The organism is Burkholderia sp. GW821-FHT14F03, from assembly GCF_058803765.1.
The window spans coordinates 81779-96928 of sequence record NZ_JBXAPG010000024.1; the positions used below are offsets into that span (position 1 = coordinate 81779).

The 15150-nt window shown below is 65.7% G+C and carries 12 protein-coding genes and 4 pseudogenes; 12 read left to right on the forward strand and 4 right to left on the reverse strand.

Going from position 1 to position 15150, the window contains the following annotated elements; genetic code table 11:
* Positions 1 to 743: 743 nt before the first annotated feature.
* Complete coding sequence (locus tag AC1RQF_RS17970) at positions 744 to 1574, reverse strand: alpha/beta fold hydrolase (protein WP_492872638.1); 831 nt, start codon at positions 1572 to 1574, stop codon at positions 744 to 746.
* 605 nt (positions 1575 to 2179) lie between these two features.
* Here AC1RQF_RS17970 and AC1RQF_RS17975 point away from each other — a divergent pair.
* Entirely contained in the window at positions 2180 to 2365 is a 186-nt protein-coding gene (locus AC1RQF_RS17975) for a MerR family DNA-binding transcriptional regulator (RefSeq protein WP_443111535.1), read from the forward strand.
* Positions 2316 to 2642, forward strand: coding sequence for a MerR family DNA-binding protein (locus AC1RQF_RS17980; protein ID WP_492872627.1), 327 nt, complete (start codon positions 2316 to 2318; stop codon positions 2640 to 2642). Before AC1RQF_RS17975 ends, AC1RQF_RS17980 begins: the two co-directional genes overlap by 50 nt.
* Here AC1RQF_RS17980 and AC1RQF_RS17985 read toward each other — a convergent pair.
* The 3 genes from AC1RQF_RS17985 to ampC all read right to left on the reverse strand — a co-directional run bounded on the left by AC1RQF_RS17985 (position 2639) and on the right by ampC (position 5159).
* The gene (locus tag AC1RQF_RS17985; RefSeq protein ID WP_273999162.1) at positions 2639 to 3337 is read right to left on the reverse strand and encodes a type 1 glutamine amidotransferase domain-containing protein; all 699 of its coding nucleotides are present in this window, start codon (positions 3335 to 3337) and stop codon (positions 2639 to 2641) included. The two genes, AC1RQF_RS17980 and AC1RQF_RS17985, sit on opposite strands and share 4 nt — an antisense overlap.
* A 234-nt stretch (positions 3338 to 3571) precedes the next feature.
* Positions 3572 to 3940, reverse strand: a complete 369-nt coding sequence (locus tag AC1RQF_RS17990) for a cupin domain-containing protein (protein WP_273999161.1) — start codon at positions 3938 to 3940, stop codon at positions 3572 to 3574.
* 46 nt (positions 3941 to 3986) lie between these two features.
* Positions 3987 to 5159 carry a class C beta-lactamase gene (gene ampC, locus AC1RQF_RS17995; protein ID WP_274004373.1) on the reverse strand — a complete coding sequence of 391 codons (1173 nt, stop codon included), beginning with the start codon at positions 5157 to 5159 and terminating at the stop codon, positions 3987 to 3989.
* A 770-nt stretch (positions 5160 to 5929) separates the two neighbouring features.
* Here ampC and mug point away from each other — a divergent pair.
* The 10 genes and pseudogenes from mug to AC1RQF_RS18045 all read left to right on the forward strand — a co-directional run.
* Positions 5930 to 6460, forward strand: a complete 531-nt coding sequence (gene mug / locus AC1RQF_RS18000) for a G/U mismatch-specific DNA glycosylase (RefSeq protein ID WP_492872639.1) — start codon at positions 5930 to 5932, stop codon at positions 6458 to 6460.
* A gap of 61 nt (positions 6461 to 6521) precedes the next feature.
* Positions 6522 to 7148 carry a DNA-3-methyladenine glycosylase gene (locus AC1RQF_RS18005; RefSeq protein WP_492872628.1) on the forward strand — a complete coding sequence of 209 codons (627 nt, stop codon included), beginning with the start codon at positions 6522 to 6524 and terminating at the stop codon, positions 7146 to 7148.
* Positions 7149 to 7383: 235 nt separating this feature from the next.
* On the forward strand, positions 7384 to 7791 hold the full coding sequence (locus AC1RQF_RS18010; protein ID WP_273999158.1) for a VOC family protein: 408 nt from the start codon (positions 7384 to 7386) through the stop codon (positions 7789 to 7791).
* A gap of 170 nt (positions 7792 to 7961) precedes the next feature.
* Positions 7962 to 8303 carry a hypothetical protein gene (locus tag AC1RQF_RS18015; RefSeq protein WP_492872629.1) on the forward strand — a complete coding sequence of 114 codons (342 nt, stop codon included), beginning with the start codon at positions 7962 to 7964 and terminating at the stop codon, positions 8301 to 8303.
* Between the two features lie 686 nt (positions 8304 to 8989).
* Positions 8990 to 9706 (forward strand): annotated as a pseudogene (locus AC1RQF_RS18020) (IS5 family transposase).
* Between the two features lie 416 nt (positions 9707 to 10122).
* Positions 10123 to 11121: an NAD(+) diphosphatase gene (nudC, locus tag AC1RQF_RS18025; RefSeq protein WP_492872630.1), complete on the forward strand. Its 999-nt coding sequence runs from the start codon at positions 10123 to 10125 to the stop codon at positions 11119 to 11121.
* Between the two features lie 498 nt (positions 11122 to 11619).
* Entirely contained in the window at positions 11620 to 12681 is a 1062-nt protein-coding gene (gene rfbB, locus AC1RQF_RS18030) for a dTDP-glucose 4,6-dehydratase (RefSeq protein WP_273999156.1), read from the forward strand.
* Positions 12682 to 12691: 10 nt separating this feature from the next.
* Positions 12692 to 13541 (forward strand): annotated as a pseudogene (gene rfbA / locus AC1RQF_RS18035) (glucose-1-phosphate thymidylyltransferase RfbA).
* Positions 13542 to 13570: 29 nt separating this feature from the next.
* Positions 13571 to 14114 (forward strand): annotated as a pseudogene (gene rfbC / locus AC1RQF_RS18040) (dTDP-4-dehydrorhamnose 3,5-epimerase).
* Between the two features lie 450 nt (positions 14115 to 14564).
* Positions 14565 to 15150: pseudogene (locus AC1RQF_RS18045) on the forward strand (ADP-heptose--LPS heptosyltransferase); the annotation flags it as partial.

Here is a 15150-nt window from a genome sequence, read left to right on the forward strand (position 1 = left end):
CCAGGTGCCTTCTTTCCGGCAACGTCGCGTGCATCTTCCTGCCAAGACTGCCCGGCCAGGCGGGCTGCTGGCAGGGCGAACAAAATCAGAAGCCGGCTACTATGCATGAAAGATCGCCGAATTCCCACTCGTTGCGGGTTGCGTGTTTTTCAGAAGGATTGTTTATAAGAATTGCTAAACAAAATGAATCTAAAATCTGTAATTTTTTGAAATTCTTCAAGTCGGATGAGAGGGCATCCAAATTAAAGAATCAATGTCTTTTCACAAAAATTGACAAATAACCCGCCGGGATGTCGAGATGCGTATCGGGGCCCGCGATCATGAAATTGGCCGGCTGCGACAGTCGAAGCCCGCAAGACGAGCGGTATTTTCAGCACGCTGGGGATGCGTTTCGTTGCAATGCATCGAACGCGATGGCAAAGCTGCGTGCCGCGGCCGCCGATGGACGCAGGACGGATGGACCGCTCGCGCGCTCCGGCCGACAGGCCATTCCGATCAGGACGAAGCGGGCCGACGACCCATGAGTTTTTGACGAACGTCGCCTCGATGAAGGCGGCTGCGTGACCCGTCGCCCCAATTCGAGCCGGGCAGCGCGAATGCACCGATCGAGCGCGGGGCGAGGCGATCGAATGCGCACGCGGACTCAACTCGGGCGGTTCTGCCCTGATGGCGTGTGCGCGAACGGCGGCGTGCAGGCAAACCGCTTCCGCGGCTTGCCTGCATTCATCTACCTATTCCGTCGCTCAACCGCGCACGAACGCGAGCAGATCCGCGTTGATCGTCTCGGCGTGGGATGTCGGCATGCCGTGCGGGAATCCCGGATAGACCTTCAGCGTGCTGTTTCTGGCCAGCTTCGCCGACAGCAGGCCGGAATCCGCGATCGGGACGATCTGATCGTCGTCGCCGTGCATCACGAGGACGGGGATCGTGGTGCTTTTCAGGTCTTCGGTGAAGTCGGTCTGCGAGAACGCGACGATGCCGTCGTAATGGGCCTTGGCGCTTCCCATCATGCCTTGCCGCCACCAGTTCCAGATGACGCCTTGCAACGGGTTCGCGCCCGCGCGGTTGTAGCCGTAGAACGGCCCGGCCGGGACGTCGTAATAGAACTGCGCCCGGTTTGCCGCGAGCTGGGCCTGGAGATCGTCGAACACCGCCTTGGGCAGGCCGCCGGGGTTGCTCTCCGTATTGACCATCAGCGGCGGGACGGCGCTGATCAGCACGGCCTTGGCGACGCGGTCCTCCCCATGACGTGCGACGTAGTGAATAACTTCGCCGCCGCCCGTGGAATGACCGACGTGAATGGCCTTTTGCACGCCGAGGTGGTTGACCACGGCCGCCACGTCGTCGGCGTAGTGGTCCATGTCATGACCGTCCCAGACCTGGCTGGAGCGCCCGTGGCCGCGGCGGTCATGCGCCACGACCCGATAGCCGTGCGACAGAAAGAAGAGCATCTGGGCGTCCCAGTCGTCGGCGCTGAGCGGCCAGCCGTGATGGAAGAAGATCACCTGCGCATCGCGCGGGCCCCAGTCCTTGTAGAAGATCTCGACGCCATCTTTCGTTGTGACGTATCCCATGGTCTGTACTCCTGTTCGGTGTGTCAGATTTCGATCGGTGTCCTGCCTGGTGATCCTTGCTGTTCGGTACAGCTTTTCTCCTTTCGAGAGGGGAATAGGGACGATGCCGGCCCACGGACGCTTTCGTGTAATCGATCGGTCAAACCTGTCGAGTCGTTCGAGCAGCCGGCGAACGTTTGTTTGCCGAAACAATCCGGTGTGCCGCCGCGCATCGCCAGGGTCCAACTCTAGGATTAAAGACAACGTTGATGTCAATAGTCTTTCGGGATGCGCCGGAGCGCAGGCGACGCGCGGCGGCTGATCCGTTTGCACACCCATCAATGATCTGATCCCAACCCCCCGTTTTCAACGAGCGCGAATCAAGGGCTGCTGTAGAGGTCGATGCTGTCCATCCGCATCCGGGCGCTTGACCTTGAAGTCATATCGAGTCTTAGAGTGGGGGTTGCCGGCCTCTGCCCGGACGGGATCACGGACGCGCGACGGGGCCTGCATCCGTCGACTCGGCCGAGAATCTTCGATCCTGTCGGCGCATGACGATGGCGCGACGCGCAGGCCGGTCGGCCGCGCGGGCGCGTCCCGCACATTGAGCGAGGGCCATCGGGAACATGAAGATAGGAGAACTGGCGGAACGCACGGGCCTTACCCCTTCGCGCATCCGCTTCTACGAACGGATCGGTCTGCTGACGGCGGTTGAACGCCAGACGAACGGCTATCGGGCCTATTCGTCCGACGCGGTCCTGGGTGCTCGATCTGGTCGCGACGGCGCAGAAGACGGGCTTCAGCCTCGATGAAATTCGCTTGCTGCAGCCGCCCGATTGCGCGCGATGGCCGTGCGACGCGCTGAGCGCCGAGGTGCGGGACATCGAGGGGTTGGAGGCGCGGCTTGCCCAGAACAGGATGCGCCTGGTGTCGTTGATGGCGGAGATCGCGGCGAAGTCCGATGACGTCGACTGCGCGACCAACGCGACGCGCACGCTGGCGAGGTGGCGGGTGGGGGCGAGGAGCGGCCTCGAACCGGCGGCCGGCGTCACCCGGGCAAACCGACGCCGATCCCCCAAGTCGGGCTAACCGGCCCGCAGCGATAGAAGCGCCGCAACCTGCCTGGCCGTGGCTTTGGCCGATTGGGGATTCTGCCCCGTCACCAGCCGGCCATCCGCGACGACCTTCGGTACGAAGGGCAGCAGCCCTTTCGCGTAGCGTGCGCCGCGTCGAGCCATTTCCTGTTCCGCGTTGTACGGCACCTTCTTCGCCACGCCGGCCAGCACTTCCTCGATCCACGAGTACCCGGTGACCCGGCGGTTGGCCACCAGCAGCGCGCCGTCGCTCAACCTCGTGTTCAACAGCCCGCAATAGCCGTGACACACGGAGGATACGATCCCGCCGCGTTCATAGATGTCGCGCGTGATCCTTTGCAGTCCCGCGTCGTCGGGAAAATCCCACATGACCGCGTGGCCGCCCGTGAAATAAATCGCATCGAAGTCCGTCGGGTCGATCTGGTCGGGGCGAGCGGTGGCCGACAGGAGCGCCTGCCGGTCCTTGTCGGTCAGCCATTCCTTGACGGAGGCGTCGGCGAGCGGCCATTTGAGCGAACGCGGTTCGAGGGGGGATGGGCCGCCCTTCGGGCTGACAAGACGCTGGTCATACCCTTTCCCGGCAAAGACGTGCCAGGCGTGGGTCAACTCCGACAGCCACAAGCCCGTCGGATCGGACTGATCCGCGTAATGGGCGACATTGCTGACGACGTGAAGTATGCGCTTGGTCATGCTGGACACCTCTCCTTCATCGGTCACGGCAGGCAGTCGCGCAAACGCTGCCTGGCGTGCGGCGGACAACTGTTCCTTGCCGCGATGCGCCTGCCGTGACAAACCATAACCTTCGAGTGAGGTTCATGGTCAAGGTCTATTTGATGTCCTGAGTTTGGCTTTCGATGTGTTCAGCGCTCGATTGCCCGACAAGGGCGGCGGATGACAGACGACTTGTCGGCTGCCGCCCGTTCGTCAGTTCGACGCCGGGACGTTGAACGCCTTGGCCGGGTCGCGAACCCAGGTCGCGAGCACCTTTGCCCCGGCCGGGCCGGCGGTGGTCACGTGCATGACATGGGCGGGGAGCTGGAAGGTTTCTCCCGCGCGGACGATCTTCGGCGGCCGTCCGTCGACTTTGACCGTCACCGCGCCTTCGAGCACATAGCAAAGCTCCGGCCCCGTCGCACTATGCCGGGGCTTCTCGGCATTCGGCGGAAACTCGGCGATGCCCATCGCCATTTCCCGATCGGTTCCCGCCACGGGCACCCGTTGCAGCGTCACGGTTTCCTTGGTGGCGGGCGCGCGTTCCGCCGCCTCCGCGGCCTGCAGCGTGACGAAGGTCATCAGCAGCGCCGCTGCGCAACGAGAGAGATGCATAGGACTCCCCTGATTACCGCGCAGCATCGGCCAGCGCGGAGAAGATGCGATACGTGGCCTTGATCCGCTCGTCATTGGGAATGTTCTTGTTGGCGAGAATGACGATCCCCAATTGCTTCTCCGGAACGAACGCAACATAGGAGCCAAAGCCGTTCGTCCCGCCGGTCTTGTTGATCCAGACATCCTGACGCGGCTTGTGCGGCGGGTTCAACGCGACCACCGGCGTCGCCTCGAACGCCATCCTGGCCGAATTCCCTTCCAGCAGGGCGTCCAGCTTGGTGGGATACGGGTACTGCTCCCAGATCAGATCCTGGGTCATCGGCCCCGCCTGGAAGTAACCGGTGTGCGTATCGGTGATCGCCTGCTGGAGCTTGCCGTCGAGGTGGACGAGCGCCATGTTGGCCTGCACGAAGCGCAGCATGTCCGCCACCGACGATTTGACACCGTAGGCTTCCGCCGACAGCATGCCCGGCGCCACCCGGATCGGTGCGCCTTCCTTGGTGTAGCCCTGCGCGTAGCGACCCATTTGAGCAGCGGGCACGTTGATGAACGTGTTGTTCATCCCGAGCGCGGGAAACAGCCACTGCTCCATCAGCGCGGTGAAATCGCGCCCCATGCTTTTCGCGGTGATCACGCCGAGCATGCCGATACTCGGGTTGGCATAGGTCCGGTACGTTCCCGCAGTGTACGCAGGCCGCCACTCCTTGAAGTACTGCATCAGCTGATCGTCGGTGCCGATCCGCTCCGGCACCTGCAAGGGAAATCCGCCGGGCGTATGCGTACCCAGATTGAGGAGCTTCACGTCGCCGAACCGGGTGCCCTGCATCGCGGGCAGGTAGCGACGCGTCGGATCCGACAGGGACAGCTTGCCGCTCGCCTGCGCGTACGACGCCAGCGTCGCGGTCAGGGTCTTGCTCACGGAGCCGAGTTCGAACAAGGTGTCGCGCGTGACGGGCGCATGCGTGGCGGTCGACGCCACGCCGAAATTGAACACATGGGGCTCGCCGTCGACGATCACGCCGACCGCCATGCCGGCCACGTCGTACTTGGCCATCACCGGTCGTATGGCCTCGCTCACCACGCGTCCGAGTGTGTCCTGCGCATTGTCGGCGGCGTGGCTGGAAGTCGCGACGGCGCTTAGTGAGAAGGCGGCCGCCATCATGAGACTTCGGGTATTGAACTTCATGTGCTTGAATCCTTCGTTCCTGTCGGTTGATCGCCGTGCATGTCGTGGCAGGCGGGATGCGCCGCCGGTTCGCCGGGTTGCCGGCCTGAGCGTCACACGTTCAGGCATGCTGATTGACTGAGGGAGGCGGCATCCCAGGATATTTTTGAGGATTGCCCGAGGCGGGTATTTCGGCCAATCCCGGCCACATGCACGCGGAAACGGGAGCATCGGTCATTTTCATTTTTCTTACAATCGATGAAAATTTGACCGAGCAGAAAGAAAATATTGTGGCTGACCGATGATCTGCGATCGCCGCCACAGCGCCGCCGCTCGGTCGGGTCGGGAGGCGCGCGCGTCGACGCGCTGTCGCTCCGTGTTGATCGAGGCGGGGTAAGGGGGAGGGCGATTCGATGGCAGCGGATCGTCGGGAATCCGAAAACGATGCCGAGCAGGGCCCAGCCGGCGGCCGCGCGCCGGTCGCGCGGCCAAGCTGTGATTAAATCATTCCCTCGCTTCGCAAGCCGCTCCGTTCGAGGCATCGGCGCCCGGATCAGGCAAGACGACCCCGGATCGCACATTTTCGGCCGGCGCGCGTCGTTGCCCGGATGGCGTGGACGCCGGCAGCCGGGCCACCCGCCGGCGAACAGATATCCATGTCGACGGGGCGCGACGCGTGCCGGGAATGCGATCAGAGGAGGACGTCAGGTGATGCACGTTGTATCGACGAGGTGGGAACGGAGCCCGGTTCAGGTCGAAGCCGGATCTTCCACCTATTCACGCGCCCCGCGATGACCGGCGAACTCCCCGACCTTATCGACGCGCGCCTCAAGGTGCTGTTCTGCGGCATCAATCCCGGCATGACGGCCGCCGCGACGGGGCATCACTTTGCGGGAAGAAGCAATCGCTTCTGGCGCGTGCTGCACCTCGCAGGCTTCACCCCCAGGGAAATCCAGCCGGAGCACGATCGCACGATACTCGAATACGGATACGGTCTGACGACGGTCGTGAGCCGGCCGACGGCGAGCGCCGATCAACTCGCACGCGAGGAGTTCGTTGCCGCCGCCGCCGAGTTCGAGCGGAAGATCGAACGTCATGCGCCATGCCGGGTCGCCTTTCTGGGCAAGGCGGCGTACGCGGGGCTGTCCGGCCGGCGCGACATCGCGTGGGGACGGCAGGACGCGGACATCGCGGGCGCCGCCGTGTGGGTGCTGCCCAATCCCAGCGGACGGAATCTCGCGTTCAGTCTCGACGATCTGATCGAGGCGTATCGCCGTTTGCAGGCGGAGGTCTCGGCGGGCGATCGGAGCGCGACATGCTGAGCGTCGATCGGCATGCGCCGCGATGCTTTGCCGGCGGCGATACCTCGACGGGAGATGCCGGGTGACCCGCGCGCGCACCGCGATAACCTGGCCGGGCGCCGTGTTGCCCCGCGTGTTCTTCGACCGGACCGCGCCCACGGCGGCGCCGCAGCTGCTCAACAAGATCCTCGCTGCGGCGGACGGCCGCGCGGGCCGCATCGTGGAGGTCGAGGCGTATGCGGGCGCGATCGATCCGGCCGCGCATACCTACCGGGGCAGGACGGCGCGCAATGCGACGATGTTCGGTCCGCCGGGGCATATGTACGTCTATTTCACCTACGGCATGCACTGGTGCTGCAACTGCGTGTGCGGACCCGAGGGCGACGGCAGCGGCGTGTTGATCCGCGCGCTGGAACCGCTGTACGGGCTCGATCACATGCGCGCGGCGCGGCGTCTGCCCGCGCGCGACCGCGATCTCTGCCGCGGGCCGGCCCGGTTGACCCAGGCCATGGGCATCGACGGCGCGCAGGACGGGATCGATCTGGTTCGCGCCAAGCAGGGCTTCGCCATCGTGGACGACGGCATGGCGCCGCCCGACGACCTGACGGGCGGCCCTCGCATCGGGATCAGCGTCGGCCAGGATCTGCCGTGGCGGTGGCGTGTGCCCGGCAATCCGTTCGTGTCCGGGACGGCGGCGCAGCGAGGCTGAGGCGGGCGATCCCGGGGGCGAGCGAGGGGCCGCGCGCGTTCCTCTCGTGCGCATGAGACGCGGCAATCCGTTTGTTCGAGCGGTGCGGGATCGGACCGCGTCCCGTTTTTCCCGAGGCGCGAGTCGATTGCCGCCTCCACCAGGACGGCTTGTGGCCGTGGGGGCGCGCCGGTATCGCCGCCGCCTGCATCGAATGTCCACACGCATCGCGCGCTTGCGCGGAGGGTACGCCACCATGTCTTTCCTGATCGACGGCATCGACCACCTCGTCCTCAACGTCGCCGACGTGGAGGCGAGCGCCGCGTGGTATGCGCGCGCGCTCGGCATGACGCGCATCGACTTCGCGTCGCGCACCGGTTCGCGCGTCGCGATGCGCTTCGGCAATCAGAAGATCAACCTGCGCCCGAGGGACGCGGATACGGTTGCGTGGTTCACCGGCGCGGCGCCCGTGTCCGGCAGCGCGGATCTCTGTTTCGTCACGCGCGCCAACGCCGATGCCGTGAAGGCGCACTGGGTGGCGGAGGGGATCGCGATCGAAGCCGGGCCGGTGCAGCGCGAAGGCGCGCTCGGCGCGATGACGTCGGTGTATTGCCGCGATCCGGACGGCAATCTGATCGAGGTCGCGACGTATCCGGCCGAATGAGCGCGGGGCGTATTGCGATGGTCGCGCGCCGCGGCACTCGGTGATGGCGTCGCGTGCTGCGTGAGCGTCACGCGTCGGCGGGATCGAAAAGGGCGGGATTCCCGCGTACGGCGGCCGCCGATCCTTCTTCCACGATCAGCCAGGACATCCGCGGTCCGCCGGCGCGGTGGATGCCGATTCCGTTCGGTATCCTGAATCAGGCCGGCGGACACGGCGTCGTTCCGCATGCGGCGCGGGCGGATCTGGTCGCAGCCGATCCATGCGAGGCCGGTGACGGCCGGGGTGGAACGGTGTCCGTGCGGCATGCGCATCGACGGCGGCGCGTCCGGGGCTCACCGGCGCATCCCGGCGAAATCGCGCACGGTCACACTCAAACATCTTATGGCGTACCAGGTTGCTGCAATGCAATCAAACGCGCGTATGTCACGCGATCCATTCCGGTGCAGGGCCCGGTCACGCGCGCGGAACGGATGCCCGATCGAAACGTGAAAGGCTTTCCAGTAAAGGCGTGACGCGATACGCTCAGTTTTTTCAAGCGTACCCGAGCGGCATCCCGGCGATCATTGCGGCTTGAAGGCACAGCACAAAATATGACTTGACGTGCAAGAATTCGCTGATAACATGGTGTTTTATGCAATAAGTCGAGTGCTCATTCATCGCATCTCATGCGAGTTTGTGGATGGGGAGCAGTCGACCGCACACGGCCCGGATGTTCCGATTCACCGAGGGGGCCGGACGTGTCGTGCGCGGAAAAGGACAGAACCTTGCATCGTAGAGACCGAACCCGTTGGTCCGCACTTATTTGAGAGGTAAGTGAATGGAACGTAATCGAGGTATCACCGAGGCCGCCGGGCGCGCGCGGAGTCGATCCGCACGCGGCGGACGTCCCGCCGCTAGCGGGCGGATGCCGGTTCGCCGGCTGGCTGCCCGCGCAGCATTTCATTCGTTGTGATTCGCCGGTGGGCCGGCGTGCGCCTGCGCGTTTGCGCGCGGGGCTCGCGCCTGGCCGACGACTTGGCGCAGTTCCCGTCGTGCGTCGGAAGCGCCGCGAAATGTTGAGGACTGCGAATTCGTGTCGCCGTGCATGGCGCACCGGGCGCAAGCCGGCGCGACGGCCTGAAGTGCGCTGGTATTCAACCAGGGTCTGTACATTCGATGAAATGTATTTACATCTTGTCTTTTGCACAAGCGGGCCAAGATGATTCGAACGTTACTGGGCGACGAGGTATGGGCACAAATCAAATCGGTTTTGCCTGGCAAGGAAGGCGCTCCAGGACGAACGGCAGCCGACAATCATTGGTTTGTCGAAGCCGTTCTCTGGATCGGCTGAACGGGCTGCCGGTGGCGCGATTTGCCGAAGGAGTTCGGTGCATATGCGCTTCTCGCGGTGGCGTCGCAAAGGCGTGTGGGAGCGCGTGGCGCACGCAGTGTCCGATGAAACGGGCTGATCGACTCGACCCTCGTGCGTGCGCGCCAGCATTCCGCCAGTGGGCCCGCAAGCGCCCTGGCGTTCGCGCGGCGGACTGACGACCAAGCTGCATCTGGCTGTCGATGAAGCCGGACGTCCTGTGCGAATGATCATCACCGAGGGACAGGTTGCCGATATTTCGTGCGCGCACGAATTGGTCGAGCATCGGCGCACGGGCGCGGTGATTGCCGATAAAGGCGACGACTCGGATGCCTTCGCGAACACTATCCATGCTGCGCACGCCAAGGTTGCCGTCCCGCCACGTTCGAATCAAAAGACCAAGTGTCGGCACAGCCGCGCGCTGTACCGAATTCGGAACAGCGTCGAACGCTTCTTCAATCGCATCAAGCATTTTCGTCGCGTCTCCACTCGATACAACAAGCGCGCGGGCAACTATCTCGTCTTCGCGGCGCTGCCTGCGCCTTTGGGACGCTGGTGAGCATGTGAACAGAACCTAGGGCTCGGCGATGGTGGTGTTCCATGGAAGGCGCGCGCGGGCGCGGCTCAATTGCCGTGTGGCGGTATGCGCCTGCCGCGGGCGCGGCCCGCGCCGGGCGGGGCCGCCGGCCCGCTTCGGCGGCGCCTGCGCGCAGCCCTGCGATCCGCGCCGCAAGCCGCGCGGCGGCCCGGCGCGGGGAGCGGAAACGGCCCGGCGCGGGGGCGCCGACGGGGTGCTTGACGGGATCCTGAAATTTCTTGACGCGCAACAAGGTGTCGATATGATTGCATCGAATGCCATATTTTGCAGTGCAATGACCGGCGCGCGCTCGGCCGCGCGTCGCGTTCATCCTGGGATGGGGCGTGGCGTACCGCGCACGTGTCCGGCACTGCCGTCACCGCAGCTTCGCAACCAGGATCCCCGCATGTCCCACTTTCCGTCCGATGCGGCCGCCGCTGCCGCACCTGTCGTCGCGACCCGCGACAACCCGTTCGTCGGCGTCGGCCGCGAGTTGAACCGCCACGCCGAGCGGCGCGGCGACGCGGCGTGGCTTGACACGCTCGCCCGTTCGCCGGGCGCGCGCTACCTGTTGCTCGACGATGCGTTGCGCGCCTACCTGACGCCCGATGGCGAGGGCGTGCGCTGGCTCGACGCGACGCAGCGCGCCGAACTGCTGCCGGCCGACGCGCCGGCGAGCTTCCTGGGCGTCGTGGACGGCGCCGGCTACTTCGTGGTGCGGCTCGACGCGGCGCGCGCGATTGCGCCGGACCAGCTGGCCGCGCGCATCGAAGACTTGCGGCAGGCGGGCCCGCGGCTGTCGGCGTTCGACGCGGGCCTGTACGCCTACGCGAAGGGCTTGCTGCATTGGCAGCAGTCCACGCGCCATTGCTGCCGCTGCGGTTCGCCGCTCGCGCTGGAGCAGGGCGGCCACCGGCTGCAGTGCGTCGCGCCGGACTGCGCGCAACAGCATTTCGTGCGGACCGATCCCGCGGTCATCGCGCTCGTCGAGCACGACGGCGCGTGCCTGCTGGGCCGGCACAGCCACTGGGCGCCGGGGCTGTATTCGCTGATCGCGGGCTTCGTCGAACCGGGCGAGAGCCTGGAAGACGCGGTGCGGCGCGAGGTTGCGGAGGAAACGGGCGTCCGGGTCGGCGCGGTGTCGTATCACTCGTCGCAGCCGTGGCCGATGCCGGGCTCGTTGATGCTCGGCTTCTCCGCGCTCGCGCTGAGCCGGGAGATGGCCGCGCGCGATCAGGAACTCGAAGACGTGCGCTGGTTCACGCCGGCCGAGATCGTCGCGGGCATCGGCGGCGGCACGCTGAGCATGCCGACGTCGCTGTCGGTGTCGTACCGGATCATCGCCGACTGGCTGCGGCAGCGCGCGGACCTCGATCTGGACGCATTGCTCGCGCGGCAGCGCTGAACCCGCCGCGCGAACCGGCGGGCAAGGCGCGCGACCCAGGCTGACGGGCGCGCGCCGGAGCCGGTTCGCATGGCGCGAGCAGGACGGGAAGGGATAGACAACGGTGACGCCACGGTGTCATTTGATCAGTATTCCTATTTTAAACGGGGCTGCGCACGCCGCGCGCCGAACCAGGAGCCGAGCAACATGAGTGAGTCACGCACTTCGAGGAGCCGTCGGCCGCGCCCGGTCCGGCGGGCGACGCGCGGCCGGGAACCGACGCACCGGCGAACGAGGCACAGCAAGTCCGGGTCATCGATCCGGGCGGATGCGCGCCGCCTGTGATCGCGACGGGCGCGACGCGCGCACGCCCGGCGGAGCGCGGCCCGCGGCGCATGGTATAGGCGCGCGGCTCCGGTCGCACGCGTCGGCGGAGGCCGGCGCACGCATCAACGCATCACCAACCTGCGAACGGTCCGGCGATCCGGCCGACCGGTCACTTTGACTTAGGAAAAGCACATGATTCTGGTAACAGGCGGAGCGGGTTTCATCGGCGCGAACTTCGTGCTCGACTGGCTGAAGGAATCGGACGAGCCCGTATTGAATCTCGACAAGCTGACCTATGCGGGCAATCTGCGCACGCTGCGGCCGCTCGACGGGGACACGCGCCACGTATTCGTGTGCGGCGACATCTGTGAACGCGCGACGCTCGACGCGCTGCTCGCGCAGTATCGGCCGCGCGCGATCGTGCATTTCGCGGCGGAAAGCCATGTCGACCGTTCGATCGACGGGCCGGCGCAGTTCGTCGAGACCAACTTGATCGGCACCTTCACGTTGCTCGAGGCGGCGCGCGAATACTGGCGCGGGCTCGACGCGGCGAAGCAGGCTTCGTTCCGCTTCCTGCATGTCTCGACGGACGGGGTGTTCGGCTCGCTGTCGAGCGAGGAGCCGCCGTTCCACGAAGGCACGCCGTACGCGCCGAACAGCCCGTATTCGGCGAGCAAGGCGGGCTCCGACCATCTGGTGCGCGCCTACCATCACACCTTCGGGCTGCCGACGCTGACCACGCATTGCTCGAACAACTACGGCCCGTACCAGTTCCCGGAAAAGCTGATTCCGCTGATCATCGCCAATGCGATCTCGGGCAAGCCGCTGCCCATCTACGGCGACGGCAGCAACGTACGCGACTGGCTGTATGTCGGCGATCACTGCAGCGCGATCCGCGCCGTGCTCGCGGGCGGCGTGCCGGGCGAGACCTACAACGTCGGGGGGCGCAGCGAGAAGCGCAACATCGACGTCGTGACCACGCTGTGCGCGTTGCTCGACCGCGTGCTGCCGAAGCCGGAGGGCGTATACGGCGACCAGATCACCTATGTGGCCGACCGCCCCGGCCATGACCGCCGCTACGCGATCGATGCGCGGAAGATCGAGCGCGAGATCGGCTGGAAGCCGCGCGAGACCTTCGAGAGCGGCCTGGAGAAAACCGTGCGCTGGTACCTCGACAATCCGGGCTGGGTGCGCGAAGTCATGTCGGGCGAATACCTGAACTGGGTCGCAACCAATTACGCGCGGCGCGCTTGAGGAGGGCGTCATGGCACGCAAAGGCATCATTCTCGCGGGCGGTTCGGGCACGCGCCTCTATCCCGTCACGCAGGTCGTCTCGAAGCAGCTGCTGCCCGTCTACGACAAGCCGATGGTCCACTCTACCCGCTCGCCACGCTGATGTGCGCCGGGATTCGCGACATCCTGCTGATCTCGACGCCGCAGGATACGCCGCGCTTCTTCGCGCTGCCCGGCGACGGCAGCCAGTGGGGCCTCACTCTCCAGTACGCCGTGCAGCCATCGACCGACGGGCTCGCGCAGGCGTTCCCGATCGGCCGTTCGTTCATCGCGGGGCAGCCGTCGACGCTGATCCTCGGCGACAACATCTTCCACGGCCACGATCTGCCGAAGCAGCTCGAACGCGCGGATGCAAACGCCGACGGCGCGACGGTGTTCGCCTATCACGTGCACGATCCGGAACGCTATGGCGTGGTCGATTTCGATGCGTCGTTCCGTGCGCTGTCGATCGAGGAGAAGCCGGCGAAACCGCGTCGAACTACGCGGTCACGGGGCTCTGCTTCTACGACAAGCACGTGTGCGACATCGCCGCCGGCATCCGGCGGTCCGCGCGCGGCGAACTGGAGATCACCGACGTCAACGGCCGCTACCTCGCGGGCGGCAAGCTCGACGTCGAGATCATGGGGCGCGGTTTCGCGTGGCTCGACACCGGCACGCACGATTCGCTGATCGACGCGGCGCAGTTCGTCGCGACGCTGCAGAAGCGCCAGGGGCTCATGATCGCGTGCCCCGAGGAGATCGCCTACCGGCGGCGCTGGATCGACGCCGAACAGGTCGCGCGGCTGGCGCAGCCGCTCGCGAAGAACGGCTACGGCCAGTAGCTGCGCACCATCCTGACGGAGCAGATTGCATGAGCCCTCAGGTGACGCCCGCCGCGCTGCCGGACGTGAAGCGCGTCGAGCCGCGCGTGTTCGGCGATGCGCGCGGTTATTTTCTCGAAAGCTTCAACGCGCGCGTTGGCCGCGCAGGTGGAGCCGCACGCGATCTTCGTCCCGGACAATCATTCGCGTTCCGTGAAGGGCGTGCTGCGCGGGCTGCATGACCAGGTCGGGCAGGCGCAGGGCAAGCACGTGCGGGTCGTGGAAGGCGATGTGTCCGATGTCGCGGTCGACCTGCGGCGGCGCTGCCGGCCTTCGGCCGATGGGTCGGCGTGACGTTGTCCGCGGCGTCCCCGCGGCGATCGTGGATTCCGCCCGGGTTCGCGCACGGCTTCTACGTGCTGTCGGCCCATGCGCAGTTTCTCTACAAGACCACCGACTACTGGTATCCGGAGGCCGAGCGCAGCCTGCTCCGGCGCGATCCGGCGCTCGGCATCGGCTGGCCGCTCGACGGCGAGCCGATCGTCGCGGCCAAGACCAGGCGCCCTGCTCGCGGACGCGGACGTCTACGCGTAGTCGGTTCCCGTCCTGCCGGGCGCTCGGCAGGGCGGCGTCGCTTGCGCGACGCCGCCCGTTTCCTTTGCCGGTGGTTGCGCGCGCATCCGGATGCGCCGGTTTCGTGCAGGCATGCACCGGAATCCCGCATGCGGACACGTTCTTGAGATGGAATCGGTACCCATTGCTTGAATAATTGCGAATTGCAAATCAATGCGCTTATCGTGGCGAATGCTGAAAATATAAACCGGGATTCTAATTGGGAAATTAAAAAGTTTTTTATTTACTATGGTAACTTTGCCGGGTGTCTGGCGTCACCGCGGTTTTGCATTCCGCTCGGATGATCATGACCCGTTGTCTGGCTGTAACGCCGTGAATAGGTGGAGTTTCGTCAATTCAAATAAGCACGGCGTGATTGAGAAGAGCGGATTCGAATCGAATTAATCGCGGATTTGATCGAGGCACGGGGCGATGGTCATGTATTTGAGTGCGGAAGACGCGTTGACGAATCGCGGGAGTCTCGTCGGCGCCGCGGGCGAGGTGGTTGCGCCGTACGATCTCGAACAGCCGCCGCATGTTTCGCCGGCCTATCGCCCGCTCGCCGAAGCCGCCATCCTGAATGCCGCGCGCCGCCCGTTCCGCATCGACTACCGGGAGGTGAGCCGGTTGCGGGTCGTCAACGGCATGGGCGTCGCGCTCGGCGATTCGATCATCGGCCTGACCGCGCTCGACGCGCTGCGCATGCTGCATCCGCCGCTGCGCATCGAGATCTGCCGGCCCGCGCGGGCGCCCGCCTATGTCGAGGCGCTCTATCGCCTCGACGGCGGCCCGCTCGCCGAGGTGCGCGCGCTGCCGCAGCCGCTGGCGGCGCTGGGCGGGCCCGGCGTCAGCGTCGATCTCGGCAATCACCTGTTCTGGCCGGATTTCGCGACGCTGCCGATGATCGATTTCTTCCTGCAGGCGCTGGGCGTCGAGCCGGCCGCGGTCGACCCGGCGCTCAAGGCGAATCGCTGGCTGAAGCGGCTCGCGCTGCCGGCGCTGCCGCCCGCCTGGCGGC

Coding starts and splice junctions, on each gene's coding strand:
- AC1RQF_RS17970 (WP_492872638.1), bottom strand. CDS start 1,574: ATGGGATACGTCACAACGAAAGATGGCGTCGAGATCTTCTACAAGGAC.
- AC1RQF_RS17975 (WP_443111535.1), top strand. CDS start 2,180: ATGAAGATAGGAGAACTGGCGGAACGCACGGGCCTTACCCCTTCGCGC.
- AC1RQF_RS17985 (WP_273999162.1), bottom strand. CDS start 3,337: ATGACCAAGCGCATACTTCACGTCGTCAGCAATGTCGCCCATTACGCG.
- AC1RQF_RS17990 (WP_273999161.1), bottom strand. CDS start 3,940: ATGACCTTCGTCACGCTGCAGGCCGCGGAGGCGGCGGAACGCGCGCCC.
- ampC (WP_274004373.1), bottom strand. CDS start 5,159: ATGAAGTTCAATACCCGAAGTCTCATGATGGCGGCCGCCTTCTCACTA.
- mug (WP_492872639.1), top strand. CDS start 5,930: ATGACCGGCGAACTCCCCGACCTTATCGACGCGCGCCTCAAGGTGCTG.
- AC1RQF_RS18010 (WP_273999158.1), top strand. CDS start 7,384: ATGTCTTTCCTGATCGACGGCATCGACCACCTCGTCCTCAACGTCGCC.
- AC1RQF_RS18015 (WP_492872629.1), top strand. CDS start 7,962: ATGCCGATTCCGTTCGGTATCCTGAATCAGGCCGGCGGACACGGCGTC.
- nudC (WP_492872630.1), top strand. CDS start 10,123: ATGTCCCACTTTCCGTCCGATGCGGCCGCCGCTGCCGCACCTGTCGTC.
- rfbB (WP_273999156.1), top strand. CDS start 11,620: ATGATTCTGGTAACAGGCGGAGCGGGTTTCATCGGCGCGAACTTCGTG.